The sequence below is a fragment of the Shewanella sp. 38A_GOM-205m genome (assembly GCF_000518445.1).
GTDB classification, from domain to species: domain Bacteria; phylum Pseudomonadota; class Gammaproteobacteria; order Enterobacterales; family Shewanellaceae; genus Shewanella; species Shewanella algae.
The window spans coordinates 222,614-239,987 of sequence record NZ_JADP01000003.1; the positions used below are offsets into that span (position 1 = coordinate 222,614).

The window sequence follows — 17,374 nt, forward strand, 5'->3', positions numbered from 1 at the left end:
GAAACCTGCCGCTTGAAATCGGCCTTCTGAAATGAGCCAGCTGAAATGAACGCCCTGGAGTTAGTCAAAAAGAAGGGCCCGCAATTGCGGGCCCTTCTTTTTGAAAATCAACAAACTGCGGTTTATCTATCGCTCAAGCTGTTGCTCTCTCGCTCAAGCTGTTTATCCCTGACTCAGGCTGTTGTCGTCGCCCGAAGCCTCGGCGCTCCAGTACCCCATGCGGCTCCCCTTATCGATAAGCTCGGAGACCGCCAGTTCTATCGCCTGCAACACACAAAACTGTACCGGCTCATTGGTGGTAAAGCCCACTTCGGCCTCTGCCAGGCGGTTCAAACTGGTGTATCGAAACAGACCGGCACGCATCTCCTGAGAGAACACCCGCTTGGTGGTATTGACCGACATCAGCACCTTGCCTGTGTGTACATCCACTGCCCTGAGATAAATGGTCACCTGATCTTCCCGATACAGCTCGGAGGCGCCTATGCCGTAGTATTCCACGCCGCTGCCGCCGGTTTCCACGTTGGTTTCATAGCTGATGATCCCGCCTTCCAGAAGCAGCCTGGCATTGGTCAGGGTCGGCACTTCATTATTGCGCCCCTGCTGCTTACCTGAGATCTTGCGCTCGGTCAGCAGGTTCTGCAGTCCTTCCCGCTCCACAGGGGTAAACCACCTGGAATCCAGCAGAGTCTGCACCAACATGGAAGTGGCCCCCTGGGTCACTGCGGTCGAGAAGGAACTGACATTGGCCTGGGGCTTATATTGCCCGGTCTGATCCCGGAAAGAGTAAACCGCAACCGGGATAGGAAAACGCGGCCCGGGACGCGACTGCAGCGCCTTCATGGTTTCACTCAAGGGATTTACCTGGGCCTCATTGATATTCAAATCAGGCTTGGGAACCAGGCTGCAGCCCCCCAGCAGTAACAGTGGAACCAGTGCCAGCCACCTCATGGATTACCTCCATAGATAGGCATCTCTATCACTGTGACTTCGCCGGAAAGCAGGTTGGTAATGGTCAACATCACGCCGTTACCTGTGGAGGCGACTTCGACGCGGTAGTCCCCCGTGTCATACACACCGTCGGTTATCTCACCGTCGGCCACACCGCGGGTGATGGAGTTGATAATGTTACGCTCCAGCGACTCCTTGAAGCGGGTAACAAAGTCCTTTTCATTGCCGGCGGCCTGATTGTCATTTTGGGCCTGGGCTTTGCTCAGCAGAAACGAACCGTTGAGAGGGTTACCGCCAAAACTGGGGTTGATTGGGGTATAGACCAGTTCGGTGGCCTGCCCCGAAAAAGCCAGCAAGGTGCCGGCTACGATTAACATCCTGAGTGTCATTGTGCTTGCTTCCTAAATTCCATCCCAATTGGATCCCAATTCCCCTGTCATGGATTGGGCTCTGACCGAGGCGATATAATCTATGGTCAAGAGAATCGCCTGTTCGGCCCGCTCCTTGATGGGACTGGCTCTGCGGCCAAAATGGGTTTGGTAAATACGGGTACCGTTAACCTCCAGTGTCAGCAAGGTGCCGGCCTGAGGGAAAACCGTTTCGTAAAGGGTGACATTGAATCCCTGGGTAAAGGGCAGATCCCGCCAATACCCCGAGTAGTAAAAACCAAAATCCTTGCCAAAGCGGGTCAGGGTTCTGTCTATGACCAGGCCACTGATCTCTATGTCATCCGCCTCGGCTGCGGCCAACGCCGGAGCAGACGGAAGTGTCAGCATCAGTAAGCACAAGATACAGCGCATGGATAACAAGACAGAGTGCGGCATTGTCCCCGAAAATTCCCTTTGTTGCCTGAAAAGGCCATTCCTTTAACAAGAGCATTACATTAACAGCAGCGCCGGAACCGAGTCACCCGCCACCGACATATTTACCTGAAAAATAGCTATTTCGGCTGAGTCGAGATCCGTTGAAAATCACCCGAAAGTATGACTCATTGTTGCGGTAACCACAGCTGAACCAACAAGCCACCATCCTGACGGTTTTGCAGGCTGAGACGACCGTCGTGAGCCTCGGCAATCTCTCGGCACAACGCCAGTCCCAGGCCACTGCCCTGAGGCTTGGTGGAATAGAAGGGTAACAGCGCCTGCGACAACACCTCTGCTAACATGCCACTGCCGCGATCCATCACGCAGATACTGACGCCGGCAACCGGGTCGGCAGCATCACTGCGCCAACCAGAGCGGCTGGCTATCTGCAGCTCAATCTCCTCAGGTGCCGAGCCGGACTCATGGGCGTTTTTGAGCAGATTCAGCAACACCTGCTCCAGTTGCACCTCATCGGCCAGCAAAGTCAGCGTAGGGATCTCCCGGCAGACAAAGGCGTAATGCTCAGCCAACTCAGGCAGCAAGCGGGCCCATGGAATAACGTGTTTCCTGGGGCTGGGCAGCTTGGCAAAACGAGCATAACCCTCGATAAACTGCCCCAGATGATTGGTGCGATTTTCTATGGTATCGAAAATCAGGCTCAGCTTGGGATCGCGGTTCTCTGTGGTCAAGCGCCGACCCGAGTTGACCATGGAGGCAATAGGCGCCAGCGAGTTATTGAGCTCATGACTGATTACCCGGATCACCTTCTTCCACACCGCCACCTCCTGGCGGTTGAGCTCACGGGTCATCTGCTTGAGCAGCAGCAACTGATGCTGCTGACCATTGAGGTTGAACTGGCCGCGACTCAGGTGCCAGCTCTGGTTTTCGCCTTCCGGCAAGCCGAGATTGAACAGGCCATCGCGCTCACTCTCCAACATTTGGCGCATCTCTTCGCTCACCTTGGCTTTGAGCTCAGAGAGGCTGCTTCCTTCCAGGCCTTTCCTGGCATTGAACAGATGTTTGGCGGCGTCGTTGGCATAAATGATATGACCCACGCTATCGCACAGCAGCATGATATTGGGCGAGTTTTGAATGACCTTATCCAGCAGCAATTCCCGCTGATAGATATGCTGCCGCTCCTGCCTGAGTCGGGCCGACGCCTCGTTGAACAGTTGAGCCAGTCTATCCAGCTCGCTGATGCCGCTGTCCGGCAACGAGACACTAAAATCTCGATCAATCAGGTTAAGCATGCCGATTTCCAGCCCCGCCAGGCTGTCACCCAGGGTTCGGGTTAACCTGAGCCCTATGCCCAGAGCTGCCAGCAACCCTGCCACCGCCGCCAGCCATAACCATTCAGGCCCCAACCACAACAGACAAAGCCACCCGAGCAGCAAACCCAGCAAGGTGCTCAGCAGCATGCCCAGCAGCAGCCTGTGTCTTAGACTGAGTTCCCCTGTCATGCCTGCCTCTTGCCGTCGATACCAAACTTCTCCATCCGCCGATAGAGCGCCTGACGGCTGATGCCAAATGACTTGGCAACCCTGGCGATAACGCCGCCGTGCTCGGCCAGCGCCGCTTCTATTTCCGCCTTGCCCGGCTCCTCTGCCCCGGCTGGTTGGCCATGGCTCTCTGGAGCTTGGCCGACACTTGAATCCAAGATAGTTTTCGAGGCGGTTCCCGCTGCCAAACCAAAATCACTGCAGCTCAAAGACTCGCCGCGACTCAGCAAAACCGCGCGTTTACAGGCGTTTTCCAGCTCGCGTACATTGCCGGGCCAGTCGTGGGCCAGCAGTGCCTCTTTGGCACTCTTGTCCAACGTAAGGCTCTTGCTCAGCGCCGCACTCTTGTTCAAGGCCGCGGCGGCACAAAAGTGCTCCACCAGCGGCAAGATGTCGTCTTTGCGCTGCGCCAATGGCGGCAATGCCAGTTCCACCACATTGAGGCGATAGAAAAGATCCTCGCGAAAACGGCCTTCGATAATGTCCTGGCGCAGATCGGCGTTGGTGGCACTCAGCAGCCTGACCTTGACCTTACGGGTCTGGTGGCTGCCCAGGCGTTCAAACTCGCCGGTCTGTAATACCCGCAGCAGTTTTATCTGCCCGGACAGCGGCAGGTTGCCTATCTCATCCAGAAACAGGGTACCGCCATCGGCCGCTTCGAAACGGCCGATACGGGCCTTGGTGGCGCCGGTAAACGCACCGGCCTCGGCGCCAAACAACTCGGCCTCCATCAGCTCCATCGGCAAGGCGCCGACATTGACCTTAATGAGTGGCTTGTGTTTCAGTGGCGAATTGGCGTGCAGTATATCCGCCAACTTATCCTTGCCAGCGCCGTTGGGACCTGTGATCAGCACAGAGACATCCGAGCGTGCCAGTTGCAACGCCAGATCAACACAGCGCTCCATGGCAGCGCTGGCAAATACCAAGCCACAGAGATCGGCGCCGTCGAAAGCCGCCTGCCGTTGCTGCTCACGCTGCTGCAACTGCTGGTTATCCTGTTGCAGCTTGTAGAGGGAAATCAGGTTGGCGACACTGTTGAGCAACTTGTTGTCATCCCAGGGCTTGGCCAGATAATCGGCGGCCCCGGCCTTCATCAATTCCACTGCCATTTCCAGCTCGGTCCAGGCGGTGAGCAAGATGATTGGCAGTTGCGGCTGGCGACTGCGCAAGGCGTGAAACAGTTCCCGCCCTTCCTCCCCCGAGGTGGTGTCGCGGCTGAAATTCATGTCCTGGATCACCAGGCTGACCTCTTCTTGCTCAATAAAGTACAGCGCCTCCTGAGGGCTCTGACAACTGAGCGGCCGGTAACCGGCAATTTCCAACATCAGCGACAACGCCTGACATACGGCCTGATTGTCATCGACAACGAGTACAGTATCCATCATGCCTGCTTGTTACATCCTGTTATATCTATTGTAAAAATTATGAGTAAAACTACCCTAAAGCTACCGCCAACGCGAGCCAAACTGCATGAGCCATGCCCTCGGCTCGAATGGGCGGCAGGCGGTTCAGACGCTGCGGGTCGCCATTGCCGGTGAGATATTCGCCGCCCTGCGGGCAGGCAAGACCACAGCCACTGTCGTCACCAGCAACATGCCCACCACTGTTAGCAGCGGATAGATGAGGTCGAGCTGTGGCAGGTCATAGTGCTGCATCAGTTGTTGCCCCAACACCACGGCAAGACAAGCCCCCAACAGCCCTCCGGCGATACAGATAAGGTAGTTTTCCGTCAGAAACAGACTCAGGATATCGGCCTTGGTGGCCCCCAAGGCCCGCCGGGTGCCAATCTGTTTGGTGCGGCGCTGAATGTTGAACATCACCATACCTGTCAGGCCTAAACTGGTGATCAGCAGCAGCAAAATCACCATCATGGACAGCACGCTGACCATGAGCTCGTGGTCACGATAGGAGCTTTGCTTTACTTCCTGGATAGATTGGAAATCATCGATCACCCGATTGGGGTTTTCCTTCATCAAGGCCTCGAGGATCTGCTCTTTCAGCGCCTTGTGATGCTCACTCGGCGCCCGCACCATGTAGAAATGCCCGGTGTAATCGACGTTCTGGATCAGGCTGTACTCGAGATCTTTGCTGTCCACCCAAGCACCCTGCAGTTTGTCGACCACACCTATCACTGTGACATTCTCGTCCCTGTCGGCCCAGAGGGTCTTGCCCACGGCGGACTCATTCGGCCAAACCTCATCGGCCAGCGCCTTGCTGATGATCACCAGCTTATTGCTGCCGTTAACATCATCATTGATCTCGTTGGCGTAGAAGTTACGCCCATCCACCAACTTGACCCCCAAGGTTTCCAGGGTGTGCTCTGTCCCCAGGTACATGGCAAGCTGGGGCGTCGTCTTGGACGTTTCCGGATCCGGCCCCAGATTCAGCGTGGTGGACCAGCCACTGCCACTGAGCGGCAACATATTGGTGGACGTCGCCGTGACGACATTGGGCAGGCGGCGGAGGATCTGCTGGTCGACCTTGTTCTGCAGCTTGGTATCTATATTGGGGTCGAAGTTGTAGACGGTAAAGGCCAGGATCTCCTGCTCGGCAATCCCGGAATCACGCTGCATCATGGTCAAACGTTCATGGATAATAAAGCTGGCATTGGCGACTATGGCCACCGATAAGATGATCTGCATCAGCAGTAGTATCGGGCCGCTCTTGCTGCGCATCAGGCTGCTGAAAACCGGTTTAATATTTAGCATAGTCAATCCCTTACTGGCTCTTGAGGTAAACGCTTGGTTTAGTGCGGCACACAACCCAAGCCGGATAAAAACCCGCCAACATGGCGGTACCTACCGCTATCCCGGGGGTGATAAACCACATACTCAAAGACAGGTGCGTCAGCCCTTCGGCAACCCCGAAGCGCGCCGACAGGCTATAGAGTGCTCCCCAGGCCCAGGCGAGGCCGAGAAAGCCACCCAATAGCCCGATCACGCCCACCTCGACCATGTATTGAGAGAAGATCTGCCCGCGGCTGGCCCCAATGGCGCGGCGCACGCCAACCTCGGGAGCTCGCTTAAGGAACTTGGTCAGCATCAACCCCAGAATATTGACCAGGCAAACACTGAGAAACAGTATGCTCAGCCCCACCAGAATCTTATTGTCCTCGGGCACTACGTGATTTTTCTCCAGCCAGGCGTCTACATCGGACAGCTGCGCCGACTCAGAGGGAGACTTGCCATCGGTAAAGCGCCCCAGTTCTTTTTGCTGCTCGACATACTGAGCGAGGAAGTTCTTATAGGCGGCTCTGTCTTCTGCGCTTGGCAGATCGACCCAGTACTCGAGCCAGACTTTCTCTGAAACCAGTCTGTCCTGATAGTTGTCCAGACGCTCATACTTCCAACCTGAGACATTCCCCCAAATCGGAAACTCTTCATGGGCGGCCAGCGAAAACGGAATATACACTTGCTCGGCACTGGCAAAGGCGCCGCTGGTAGGATCGTAATACTTGGGTTGAGGGTTCCAGTCGGCTATCACGCCCACCACCTGAAAGGGTTTGCGGTTGAGATAGACAGTCTTGCCGACGCTGTTCTCGCCGCCAAACAGCTTCTGGTTCAGCTTTCTGCCAATAACCACTTGATAGGCCGCTTGCTCATCCACTGATTTGTCCCAAACGTTGCCATAGAGAAAAGGCACTTCGAACAGCGGGAAGAAGCCGCGGTCTGTCACCCTGACGCCCTGCAACATGGGTAGAACTTCAGGGTCATCCGTTTGCACCGCCATACCACTGCGGAACATGGCGGCCTGCGATTTGGGAAGATCCCCCTTACGCAGATTCATGGCATCCTGAAAGGTGATCAGCGAGTTAAACTCATCCCAGGAATCGGGTCCCTGGCTCCACAGCTGCACTGTGTTGAGTTGCTCGGCGCGATCCCCGGCCGGGTTGAAGGACATCATGCTATACACGTTCAGCGTGGTGATGGTGATCCCTATCCCCACTGAGATGGCCAACACCATCAACAGCGACAATATCGGCGTCTTTTTGATGCTGCGCCAAGCAAGGTCAACATAGTAAATAAACATGCTCGCGCTCCTTAGCTGGCCACTTGTTCGGCCACATCCAGCTGCGGCGCCTGTTCGGTTTGATAACGGCTGAAGTCACACACCTGGCCATCCACTATCTGAATATTGCGCTGGGCGCGGCGGGCCAGCTCCGGGTCATGGGTCACCATGATGATGGTCGTGCCGGCCTTGTTGATCTCTTCCAGCAGTTCCATCACCTGGCGGGCCATCAGGCTGTCCAGGTTACCCGTAGGTTCGTCGGCGAGCAGGAATCTCGGCTCCCCGGCCAAGGCGCGGGCGATGGCCACCCGCTGCTGCTGACCACCCGAGAGTTGTGAGGGCAGATGCTTCATCCTCGCCCCCAGGCCCACCTGCTCCAGTGCCTGCTTCACCCGCTTCTGGCGCTCTTTGGCGCCAAAGCCGCGATAACGCAGTGGTACTTCAACATTCTCCGCCAGATTCAAGTCAGGGATAAGGTTAAAACCCTGAAAGATAAAACCAATTTTCTCATTACGAATGGCCGCAGCCTTGTTGTCACTCAGGTTGGAGATATTGACATCATCGAGAAAATACTCGCCATGGGTAAAGCCTTCGAGCAGACCTGCGATATTGAGGAAGGTGGTTTTACCCGAGCCCGACGGTCCGGTCACGGCAACAAATTCCCCCTCCTGCACCGACAGATTGAAATCCCGTAACGCATGGGTTTCCACTAAATCCGTTTTGAACACCTTGTTGATATTTTTCATGGTTAACATGGTTTTAGTTCCTTATTTTTGCGTTATTCGGTGGGTTATTTTAGTTTCGTCAGGGCAGACAGGCATTGCCCAAGCCACTGGCCCGGCGCCATCGCGGTATGGCTGACATCGGCAACTTGCCCCGGCTCGGCCGACACAGAGTTGACTGTGGTGGCTTCGATAAGATTGAGTCCCAGCAGGAACCAGTCCGAGGTATCTCGGGTATAGACCAGAGTCGCCACCAGCAACAGCATAAGAGCCAGGGCCGCCACCAGACGTTCGGTGTTGAAGTTTTCGGTTTTCATTCTTCTCTCCTCAGCGAACCAGCACTTGCTCGGCGTCATTGAACAGATCGATATTGGAAATCACCCATTGGTCGCCCACCTCGCCGCCTTCCAGCACCTCGATATGGCTCATGCTGCGGGCGCCGAGTTTGATCTCGGTGCGCTCGGCAATATCCCCCTGAAGACGGTACACCAGGCGGCCACCGCCACTGTTCACGAAGGCGCCGCGCTTGACCATCAGCACATCGGCACGGTTTTCCAACAAGACCCTGGCCGACAGGCGCTGATTCTGCCTCAGGTGCAAAGCGGTATCCTGCTGGAACCTGACCCGGGTAGAGACTTCGCGGTTACGTACTTCGGGGGAGATGGAGGCCAACTTGCCCATCACCATCACGCCGCCGAAGTTGAGTTCCACATCCATCCCCAGCCCCAGTTCATCGGCGTAGGTTTCCGGCACTGCCAACTCAGCCTCGAAGGCACTCAAGTCCACTACGGTCAGGATCGGCTGGCTCTGGGCGATACGGGCTTTTTGTTCCGTCAGCCAGTTACCTATGATGCCGCCCACTGGGGCTGTGATGTTCAGTGCTGCCACCTGACGTTCCAACTCGGCTACCACCAGTGCCTGACGATTGACCTCGGCCGCCTTGTTTTGCAGCTCAAAGGTCAGGGTGTCTTTCATCAGTGCGGCTTCCTGCTGGGCATGGGCATACTGCAACTTGGCCTTGTGCAGCTCATCCTTGCTCTTCTCGTAATCTATCTTGGAGATCAGGCTGGTTTCGATCAGTTGATCGCCGCGGCGGCTCTCCCTGTCTGCGGCCTCCAGATCCACCTTGGCCATATCCAGTGTCTGATTCGCCTTGAGTTGATTACGTCTGGCATCCAACTTGGCCCGTTCCAGGGCACTCTTCATCCCATCGAGCAGGGCCTGCTGCTGCTTGAGGCTGTTGGTCAGGCTGTGGCTTTCTATGGTCGCGACCACCTGGCCCTGCTCGACCCTGTCCCCCGGATTGGCTATCAGAGTCACAGTGCCGCCTTCCGGGCTGTAGAGGATTGGCGCGTTGGCGGCGACTATCTTGCCTGTAGTGGCGATATCCCGAGTCAGAGTGCCGCGCTCCAGAGTGGCGAAGCGCAGCTCACTGCGATCTATGGATTCACTGACACCGCTGCCACTGACACTGGCCCACACCAGGCCCGACAGCAACAATACTGCCGCGCCCAGGGTAGCCGGCCACTTGAGGCGACGCGCTAAACTCGGCGCCACTTGCTTGTCTTGTCCGCTGGTATCCTTAATCATCCCGTTTGTTCCTCAATTGAGCTTGTGACCATCTTGTTGCAACTAGGTTTACAAAGCTTGTGCCAAGTTTAGATAGTCATAGTTATCAATTGGTTGGAAAGCAGTGGAGATTTTATTTGTGTCCGCGGACAAGCGGATACTGTCCGCTTTTTGCAAAAGTGTCCGCCTGGCGGACACTTAGTAACAGAAGAATAAATAGAGGACGGGCTTAAAATGCCTGCAGCAGGATTACCAGACTGGCGCCGAAGCCGGGATGATGATTATCATAGCCGCTGCCCTTCGCGGGCCTTGTCGAGCACCTTGCAGATAGCCTCAACACCTTCCAGCGCCCTTGGAGTTGCCCGGTGCAGAATATCGGCGTTAAGTGTGTAGATTTGTTCCATTTTCACCGCAGGGATCTCCTGCCATTGGCTCCAGTTCAACCGCTTGCCATCGCCCTTTTCATCTGTCTTGATGATCACCTCGGGTTGACTGAGAAGCACATTTTCCATGCTTACCTGCGGATAGGGAGAGCTGCTGTCCTTGAAGACGTTGTTGCCATGGCAGACTTCCAACAACTGCTGGATCCAACTGTTCTGGGCCACTGTCATCAAAGGCTCGGACCAGAGTTGATAGAACACCTTGATCTCCGGCTTGGCGGCATTCTCCCGGCGCAAAGTTGCCAATTGCTGCCGGTAGTCGGCAGCCACTTCCCCGGCCTGCTGTCTGTGACCGGTGAGACGCCCTAGCTGTTCCAGCTCTTCGGCAATGCCTTCCAAGGTCTTGGGGTCACTGCCGTAAATGCGATACCCAAGCTTGGTCAGCTGTTCTATATCTTCGCTGCGGTTGCCTGTATCCCAGACCACCACCAGATCCGGATTCAGCTCTATCACTCTTTCTATCTGTATGCCGTAGTAACCGCCTATGCGGGGAATTGCCTTGGCGGCCTCGGGGAAATCGGCATAGTCTGTGGTGGCCACTATCTGCTGCCCCGCGCCTATGGCAAACAGCATCTCCACCGCATGGGGAGAGAGCGCCACTATGCGCATAGCCGGCCTGGCACTGACGCTTTTGTTGCCCCCCTTGTTGACTGCTTTGTCGGGCGACTTGGCCTGGGCGACAGGGCTCAGAGCCAAACTGCAAAGCAGGCAGAGTATCAGTCGGTTCACCTGGTTTCCTTGGTTATTCACAATTGTGCTTCAAGCATACCTCAAGCAAGTTGTGAGTAAAACGCGCGTCCCTGGTTATGCGGCCGCAAAAAAGCGGACGATTTGACCAATTAAAAGTCAGCCAATGTTCAGTTTTGAGACAGCACAAGTAAAACTTGTTAAACATTGGCATTACAGGTTGACCGACGGTAAATAATTAATTTTAATACCCTTAATTTATAAATACTTATAGAGCACCAAGGAACCCCTGTGCGTCTCTTTTTCGTCCTGATATTTTGCTGTTTCGGCCTGCTTGGCGGCTGTAAAAGCACCCCATCCGCCCCAGAACCTCAACCCGTGGATCCGCAGAAACTGGCATTGGAACAAGCCTTCAACGCCAGAGGCTTTACTTTGTCACCACTGGATAACATCAATTATCTGGGGGCCAGGCAGTGCAGCAACCTGGAGCTTCAGGCCCACAGAGGCTCGATACGCTTTCCGGAAAACTCGCTGGAAGCCGTCATAGATGCCCTGGATAACCAGTTTGATGTGATTGAAATCGATGTGCGCCTGACCCGGGATGATGTCTGGGTCATTCATCACGATGGCCGTACCGGACGTGAAACCGGCACCATAGACAATAAGCGCCGCAAGATAGAGTCGATTCGCTATGAGAAAGAGTGGGGCTATCTGCGCCAGCGGGACATGCAAACCGGCGCCCTCACAGATACGGTACCGCCCAACTTTCGCCAACTGGCGCAGGTGTTCAGTCGCTATGCCCATAGCGGACAGAAGCTGAATATTGAGATCAAGAGTCGCGCCGGCAGCCGGGATCTGGAGATGCTCGACTATCTGGCCTTCAGTATCATAGGCCAGGGGCGCTACTTCTACAGCAGTCTGGAGCTGGAAAACCTCAAAAAAATGAGGCAGATAAACGACGCTGTATTCCTGTCCTTTATCCAGAGCCCGGCCAAGGCCTCGATGAACAAACTGGCGGCTGATATGAAACGCGGCGCAGGTCAAGACCCCATCTTTTTGCGCAATCAATCCATGCTGGAGGACATTCAGGGTTACGCCAACCGCCGCTACCGGGAAAAGCGTTATGACTCCTCGGCCGGACTCAATAAGCTGAAAAAGGCGCTCAAGTCCAACTTCGGTATCGCCCTGGACATACGCCACTATCGGCAAAACGCCTCTGGGTTCAAATCGGTGGCCCATAACCGCGGCATTCCTGTGGCCAGCTATACCATCAATGGTCATGATTACCACGAACAGAGCCTGCTGGGACTCAAGCGCAGTCAACTGCCCGACTCTGTGATTATCGACGACAGCCTCTATGGTTTTTGCAGCCGCTTCGCCCTGCCGCCCATGCTGCCTTATCAAGGCAGTACTGAGCTGACCCGCAAGCTGGCCACGCTGCCCAAGGATCTGGATCTTTCCAAGCTCTCTTTGCTGGAAACCTACTGGCCCAACGGTCTGTATCCGGCGGTGGATGGCAAACTGAAGTCCTTCAAGACAGGCGCTGTGGCCAATAAAGGCAAGGCGTCCGAGTCTGGCGGCGGCTTTGTTCCTGTGATCATGAAAACCCAGGCCGGCCCCAGAGAAAACCAGACCCAAGTAGACCTCACCGCAGATGACGCAGTGAAAATAGAGCTGCGCCGCAGCGAGCAGCAGTGAGGAACCAAGGATGAAAAAACTGTCCTGGCGGGTATTTTTCCTGCTGCTGAGCGCCGCCTATCTGATCCCAGAGGCCATCTTCAACGCCCAACTGGTTTCTTTGGTGGGCTTGGGCACACCCAAGCCCGAGCAACTCGAACACCTGGAGATTTACGGCCGCACCATTTCCGGGATAGGTGTGACCCTGCTGCTGGCCGATCTCTTGCCGGCACGGCTGTTCAAAACCGGCCTGAGAGGCAGCCTGACCCTGTTGCTGCTCACCTTGTGTGTCTGGCCCAGCGTGTTTTTCGGCCAGAAATACCTGATAGAGCAATGGTTGATTGAACCCTCTACCCCGGAGCAGCGTCAATACGCGGCCTATAGCGCGGCGCTGCGGGATGCCCTGGCGGTTAACGCGGTCGAAGTCGAAGGTCTCAACTACGACCCCAAAGAGCTGCACAGCTCTGAAAACCTGACCTTTCTGGCCCTGTTCGGCGGCCTGGCCTATGCCGACCACAACCTCACCGATAACCTGGATGATTACAAGCAGAAGATCATTCACAACTTCGTGCAAAAGCGGGCCTATCGCGACTTTGACCAGCACTATCACGACTTTGGTCAACTCTATGATGAGCTGTCGGCCAGCTATCGCAGTTATGCCGAAGGCTCCAACCGCTACAACCAGACTCTGGCCGGGATCCCGGAGCGGGAGATGGGTTACTGGCAAAACATAGAGCAGGAGGTCAATCAGGGCTGGGGCAAGTATCAACAGGCGCAAAAGGCCCATGTGGCCAAGGCCGGTGCCAGGGCCCAGGAATACGGCCCCAAGATCTTCGCCTACCATGAAGACACCAACCGCTGTCAGGAACGCTACAAAAAGTCGTCCCAGAAAGAACGTCGCTATCAATGTATAGAACGGGAAAACGCCCGCTACAAGACAATGATCTCCAAGGCGGGGCTCGGCTACATAGATCCCAACTACTGGTTGATAGTCGAAGATATCAGCACAGGCGAAAACCTGCTGTCCAGCGCCCTGTTCGGGGTGATGACCGCCGGTGTCGGCACCGCCATGCAGGCGCTGAGCCTGGCCACAGGTGGCGATGGCGGTCTCAAGGACAAGCGCTACAAGTACACAGACGATCCGGATCATTACCAGCGCCTGTTCTTGGCCCATCCCAAGTTCCAGGCGATGTTTGAAAAGGAAACCGGCTATCCGTTCAACATAGCATCACTGGCCGACTTCAGGGTGCATCCTGTGACTCAGGTGAAACTGCGCCGGGCCCTCAAGGCCAAGGGGCTGAAACTGCCTGACAGCTGGCATATCAGCAATCGTCCGCTGTTTAGTCAAAGCGTGGCCAAGACGGTTAAGGCCGAAGCCGATGCCCGCTGGCAGAGCGAGATGCGTAAACGCGGTTTGGACTTGCCCATCAACTTAAGTTGGAACGCCTTCCAGTTGCATCCGCAGATCCAACGCAAGATAGCCGCACGCATGGGCGATCTCTATGTGCCGAACGTTCGCGCCGACTGGAACCAGGCCAACTTCAAACGCCATGTGCTGGATCCCAACATCCAGAAGCGTACCCAGAGTTACCTGCAGATGCTGGCCGAATCAGAGCGTGAATTTGCCGATGGCGGCCGCTATGCCGAACAAGGTAAGCAGGCGCTGCGATCTGTGATTATTCCGCCCATCTCCATGTCACTCAGCCTGTTTTTGATCTGTATGACCTTTATCAAACTGCCGCTGAAGACGCTGCAGCTGTTCCGCCCCGGCGCGAGTCAAGCAAGTGGCAGCGAAGACAGTACCGGCATAGATGAGAATGCCAATGAAAGTGCCGAGTCCGGCAAACGCCGCTGGCTGGCATTGACCGCCAAGCTGTTGCCGCCCCTGTTACTGCTGACCTTACCGGTACTTTTGGTGCAAAACCGCTACACCCAGGATGATACCAGCCCGGTGAACTACTTCCTCACCAAGGTGGAACAGTCCGGCAATATCGGCTTTGCCTACGCCCTGCGCTGGACACTGCACGCCCAGCCGCTGCTGCATCCTTTGGGGCTGAGCTTTGAGCAACACACGGGTATCTATCAGGCCTTCTCGCCACTGGCGCATTCACTGGCCAAGATAGACTTGCTGCACAAGAGCACTCCAGCGCCACTCAAGGCCAGCGAGCTGGCACCGACCGAGACACGCCTCAAGGTCGAAACCAATGTGAACAACGCAAATATCAGGATCATGAACATCGGCCCCAAGTATCACCCGGGGATCCGGCTTAAACCGGGCAACTACGATGTGCAGGTAAGCGCCCCCGGTTATCAGACCTACCGCAAATGGCACAGCCTGAATGGCGGCGAACAAACACTGACAATCCGTCTTTTACCCCATTGACAAGGAAACTGAATGCACCACTGCAATCAACCCATTTATGCCAAGGAAAACTTCTGCGGTCACTGCGGAGAGTCCCTGCCTGAGCAGCCCAAACTGAAGAACATTGAGGATGTCGCCCCTGAGATCCTAAAAGATCTTAACCCCCACTATTCCGGCGCCAGGACCTTCACCGGCCGGGTCAACTCCAGTTTCCTCTACAAGCGGCGCCGGGTAGACAGTGGCAATAACCTCACCTACAGCTACTGGTGGCTTGAGCTGGAAGACAAGGACGGCAACATAGAGCGGGTCAGTGTCAATGCCGAGAACAAGTTCTACGACCAGCTTCGCCGCGGCGATGTGCTGACCTTGTTTTATCCTACAGACTACACCCTGAATTACCGCATCGAAGGTAAAGACGCCAAACGCCTGGTCAGCCATAACCATATGGCTCCGGCCGCTATCAGTCATGAAGCCGACGGTCAACGCTCCACCATAGTGCCCGACTATGAGCCGGGTAGCCAATCCAGCGCCTTCTGGTGGCTGCTGCTGGGGATTGCCAGCGCCTTGTTGCTGTACTTTGGTGCCAAGCAACCCACAGAAATCGCTATCGGGGTGGCCGTGGTTCTGTCTGTGGTGTGTTTCATTCTGGAACGTCAACGCAACCAGAAGAAACACACCAGGGAACTGCGCCGCTACGAGGCGCTGCAACTGGCGATGAAACGCCTGTTGTCTGTCACCCAAGAAGCGTTGGGCTACCATATCGCCCAGCGGCCGAGAAAAGACTCGGATATCTTCTGCTTCAAATGCCAGAGTCGCATCGACGGCGAGCACGGCTACTGTGTTCAGTGTGGCAGCTCGCAGCAGCAAGCACCGGCAACGGCCGCCAACAGCCTCAGCGTCCGCGATGAGGAAGAGGCCATGATGCGGCAATACAGCCTGAGTTACCGTGAGCCCTATCTGCACAAGCATGTCTTGGCCGGCGATGAAAAGGGTGAAGTCAGCGTCTCTTGTATCATGGGCAAAGTGCTCGACAGAAGTGCCAGCGCCAGTGTCGATGACTTCACGGTCACCACCACTAAAACCACCACCACAGACCATTATGTGGGTAACAGATTTTCCCACAGCACCACAGACACTGAAACCAGCAGCCATCGCAGCCGCAGCTCCAACGTTGATGGCGAAGTCTTGCTGCAACTGGCCGATGGTGAAGTGCGGGAGATGCGCTTCGGCGAAGATCTGTTGGGGGATCTGGATGTGGGCGATTGGATGATTTACGCCAGCTCAAGGGCCAAATTGGGCGTTGATGACTATAACCGTGAGTACGCCTACAACCTGACCAAAAACAAACGTTATAACAACACATCTTTCCAGCAATACGGCAAGCTCAACGGCGCAGGCACCTGGATCTTGTTGGCGATTGCCGCCTTGGTCTTCAACTTCTGGGGCCCGGATCATATCTGGTATCCGCTGTTCGATATGCTCTACTTCCCGCTGCTGGATCCCATCTACAGTACCTCCTTCTTTAGACACAACTTGACCCTGGTGGTGTTTATCATGGTCAGTGCAGTACTCCTTGTTTGGACCCTACTTTATGGTCGGCGTAACCAAGAGCGTAAGCGTAAACTGCTGTCACGCCTGACCGACCATATCGACGGTTTTACCCGCGCTATCCCAGAGTTGAAGGAAAAGCTTAAACGTATGGGCTAACGCCGGTTTATACTCCCCCAAGCCACCTCACGAGGTGGCTTTTTTGCCCCAGAGAAAAATATAGAGAATTGAGAATGCAAGTAGCCTATATAAACGAAGAGATGAATGAAGGGGAATCACTATTTAGTGCGGTCGATATTCGGTCGTCACTTTATGATGACAATCACTTTATCCCAACAAGTTGTCTGAATGAGATTGTATGGCAGGACACTGACATCCTCGATATTGAAGCGTTGGACTTAATCAGAGGGGGCGCTTTTAATGTTACCAAGGAGATAGCCGAATTAATAATGAGCTTTGACCCTTACGGGGTCGAAGTCTATCCCTCCAAGTTAACCTGCGCCGGCACAGGGGTTTTATCCGATCGTTATATACTGGCAGTAGACAACTTGGTGGATGCCGTCGATACCGAAAACAGCATCAAAATAACCAACGCTACCACCCGGTTTTTCTTATCGGCTGAAAAAATCAACAAACTTCCCGAAAGTAAAAGACATGTATTCAAACCGATAGGAATGACGAAAACATTCTTCTCTATTGAACTACTTGAAGCCCTCATACGCCTGGACGAGGAAGGAAAGATAAACACCAGCATTGTGGCTTTCTCATTTGATACATCTGAAGAAGCACCTAAATAACTGTTCCAAATAATAGATCACGGGAAGGGAACTCAGTCCCGTTTGAGCGATCAGCTCTATCGCCACACGATACCATCGCCCCATAGAAGTTGAGTCCACGCCAATGTGGGTGTTCTGCTCTCTCATGCCAGATCCTGCCACTTCACTTACAAACATATTGAACAGCATCAGAGCCCAGCCGCTTGCGTGACAGCGCTGCGAGCAACGAAATCCACCGCTTGAGGTAAGACGATTGATATGAGTACGCGCCAAAG

The 17,374-nt window shown here is 55.1% G+C and carries 15 protein-coding genes and 1 pseudogene; 4 read left to right on the plus strand and 12 right to left on the minus strand.

Annotation, left to right across the window (positions count from 1 at the left end; genetic code table 11):
* Positions 1-162: 162 nt before the first annotated feature.
* From N512_RS0104110 to N512_RS0104160, 11 genes are all read right to left on the minus strand, one after another.
* On the minus strand, positions 163-948 hold the full coding sequence (locus N512_RS0104110; protein WP_025008874.1) for a CsgG/HfaB family protein: 786 nt from the start codon (positions 946-948) through the stop codon (positions 163-165).
* The gene (locus N512_RS0104115) at positions 945-1,337 is read right to left on the minus strand and encodes a curli assembly protein CsgF (RefSeq protein WP_028779499.1); all 393 of its coding nucleotides are present in this window, start codon (positions 1,335-1,337) and stop codon (positions 945-947) included. Before N512_RS0104115 ends, N512_RS0104110 begins: the two co-directional genes overlap by 4 nt.
* 12 nt (positions 1,338-1,349) lie before the next feature.
* Entirely contained in the window at positions 1,350-1,772 is a 423-nt protein-coding gene (locus tag N512_RS0104120; RefSeq protein ID WP_037474129.1) for a curli production assembly/transport protein CsgE, read from the minus strand.
* A gap of 164 nt (positions 1,773-1,936) precedes the next feature.
* Positions 1,937-3,271 (minus strand): sensor histidine kinase, encoded by a 1,335-nt coding sequence (locus tag N512_RS0104125; protein WP_028779501.1) that lies wholly within the window; start codon positions 3,269-3,271, stop codon positions 1,937-1,939.
* Positions 3,268-4,692 carry a sigma-54-dependent transcriptional regulator gene (locus N512_RS0104130; RefSeq protein ID WP_028779502.1) on the minus strand — a complete coding sequence of 475 codons (1,425 nt, stop codon included), beginning with the start codon at positions 4,690-4,692 and terminating at the stop codon, positions 3,268-3,270. Before N512_RS0104130 ends, N512_RS0104125 begins: the two co-directional genes overlap by 4 nt.
* 126 nt (positions 4,693-4,818) lie before the next feature.
* Positions 4,819-6,018 carry an ABC transporter permease gene (locus N512_RS0104135; RefSeq protein ID WP_025008869.1) on the minus strand — a complete coding sequence of 400 codons (1,200 nt, stop codon included), beginning with the start codon at positions 6,016-6,018 and terminating at the stop codon, positions 4,819-4,821.
* A 10-nt stretch (positions 6,019-6,028) separates the two neighbouring features.
* Positions 6,029-7,339 carry an ABC transporter permease gene (locus tag N512_RS0104140; RefSeq protein ID WP_028779503.1) on the minus strand — a complete coding sequence of 437 codons (1,311 nt, stop codon included), beginning with the start codon at positions 7,337-7,339 and terminating at the stop codon, positions 6,029-6,031.
* Positions 7,340-7,350: 11 nt separating this feature from the next.
* Positions 7,351-8,073, minus strand: a complete 723-nt coding sequence (locus N512_RS0104145) for an ABC transporter ATP-binding protein (protein WP_028779504.1) — start codon at positions 8,071-8,073, stop codon at positions 7,351-7,353.
* 35 nt (positions 8,074-8,108) lie between these two features.
* Positions 8,109-8,357, minus strand: a complete 249-nt coding sequence (locus N512_RS0104150) for a hypothetical protein (protein WP_028779505.1) — start codon at positions 8,355-8,357, stop codon at positions 8,109-8,111.
* A gap of 10 nt (positions 8,358-8,367) precedes the next feature.
* Positions 8,368-9,630 (minus strand): efflux RND transporter periplasmic adaptor subunit, encoded by a 1,263-nt coding sequence (locus N512_RS0104155; protein ID WP_025008866.1) that lies wholly within the window; start codon positions 9,628-9,630, stop codon positions 8,368-8,370.
* 263 nt (positions 9,631-9,893) lie between these two features.
* A complete protein-coding gene (locus N512_RS0104160; RefSeq protein ID WP_037474204.1) occupies positions 9,894-10,658 on the minus strand; it encodes a cobalamin-binding protein in 765 nt (254 codons plus the stop codon).
* Positions 10,659-11,027: 369 nt separating this feature from the next.
* Between N512_RS0104160 and N512_RS0104165 the strand changes: the two genes are divergently transcribed.
* From N512_RS0104165 to N512_RS22225, 4 genes are all read left to right on the plus strand, one after another.
* Positions 11,028-12,434: a glycerophosphodiester phosphodiesterase gene (locus tag N512_RS0104165; protein WP_051472647.1), complete on the plus strand. Its 1,407-nt coding sequence runs from the start codon at positions 11,028-11,030 to the stop codon at positions 12,432-12,434.
* A 10-nt stretch (positions 12,435-12,444) separates the two neighbouring features.
* Positions 12,445-14,796 carry a PEGA domain-containing protein gene (locus N512_RS0104170; RefSeq protein ID WP_028779508.1) on the plus strand — a complete coding sequence of 784 codons (2,352 nt, stop codon included), beginning with the start codon at positions 12,445-12,447 and terminating at the stop codon, positions 14,794-14,796.
* A gap of 12 nt (positions 14,797-14,808) precedes the next feature.
* Entirely contained in the window at positions 14,809-16,482 is a 1,674-nt protein-coding gene (locus N512_RS0104175; protein ID WP_028779509.1) for a hypothetical protein, read from the plus strand.
* Between the two features lie 74 nt (positions 16,483-16,556).
* Positions 16,557-17,120, plus strand: coding sequence for an imm11 family protein (locus N512_RS22225; RefSeq protein ID WP_028779510.1), 564 nt, complete (start codon positions 16,557-16,559; stop codon positions 17,118-17,120).
* A 59-nt stretch (positions 17,121-17,179) separates the two neighbouring features.
* Here the strand turns inward: N512_RS22225 and N512_RS24495 are convergent.
* A pseudogene (locus tag N512_RS24495) lies at positions 17,180-17,359 on the minus strand (IS4 family transposase); the annotation flags it as partial.
* Positions 17,360-17,374 lie beyond the last annotated feature (15 nt).

Excerpts from the sequence above, each read along its gene's own strand:
- N512_RS0104125 (WP_028779501.1), bottom strand. The coding sequence starts at position 3,271 with ATGACAGGGGAACTCAGTCTAAGACACAGGCTGCTGCTGGGCATGCTG.
- N512_RS0104120 (WP_037474129.1), bottom strand. The coding sequence starts at position 1,772 with ATGCCGCACTCTGTCTTGTTATCCATGCGCTGTATCTTGTGCTTACTG.
- N512_RS0104175 (WP_028779509.1), top strand. The coding sequence starts at position 14,809 with ATGCACCACTGCAATCAACCCATTTATGCCAAGGAAAACTTCTGCGGT.
- N512_RS22225 (WP_028779510.1), top strand. The coding sequence starts at position 16,557 with ATGCAAGTAGCCTATATAAACGAAGAGATGAATGAAGGGGAATCACTA.
- N512_RS0104130 (WP_028779502.1), bottom strand. The coding sequence starts at position 4,692 with ATGGATACTGTACTCGTTGTCGATGACAATCAGGCCGTATGTCAGGCG.
- N512_RS0104150 (WP_028779505.1), bottom strand. The coding sequence starts at position 8,357 with ATGAAAACCGAAAACTTCAACACCGAACGTCTGGTGGCGGCCCTGGCT.
- N512_RS0104135 (WP_025008869.1), bottom strand. The coding sequence starts at position 6,018 with ATGCTAAATATTAAACCGGTTTTCAGCAGCCTGATGCGCAGCAAGAGC.
- N512_RS0104155 (WP_025008866.1), bottom strand. The coding sequence starts at position 9,630 with ATGATTAAGGATACCAGCGGACAAGACAAGCAAGTGGCGCCGAGTTTA.
- N512_RS0104115 (WP_028779499.1), bottom strand. The coding sequence starts at position 1,337 with ATGACACTCAGGATGTTAATCGTAGCCGGCACCTTGCTGGCTTTTTCG.
- N512_RS0104170 (WP_028779508.1), top strand. The coding sequence starts at position 12,445 with ATGAAAAAACTGTCCTGGCGGGTATTTTTCCTGCTGCTGAGCGCCGCC.
- N512_RS0104140 (WP_028779503.1), bottom strand. The coding sequence starts at position 7,339 with ATGTTTATTTACTATGTTGACCTTGCTTGGCGCAGCATCAAAAAGACG.
- N512_RS0104145 (WP_028779504.1), bottom strand. The coding sequence starts at position 8,073 with ATGTTAACCATGAAAAATATCAACAAGGTGTTCAAAACGGATTTAGTG.
- N512_RS0104110 (WP_025008874.1), bottom strand. The coding sequence starts at position 948 with ATGAGGTGGCTGGCACTGGTTCCACTGTTACTGCTGGGGGGCTGCAGC.
- N512_RS0104160 (WP_037474204.1), bottom strand. The coding sequence starts at position 10,658 with ATGCGCATAGTGGCGCTCTCTCCCCATGCGGTGGAGATGCTGTTTGCC.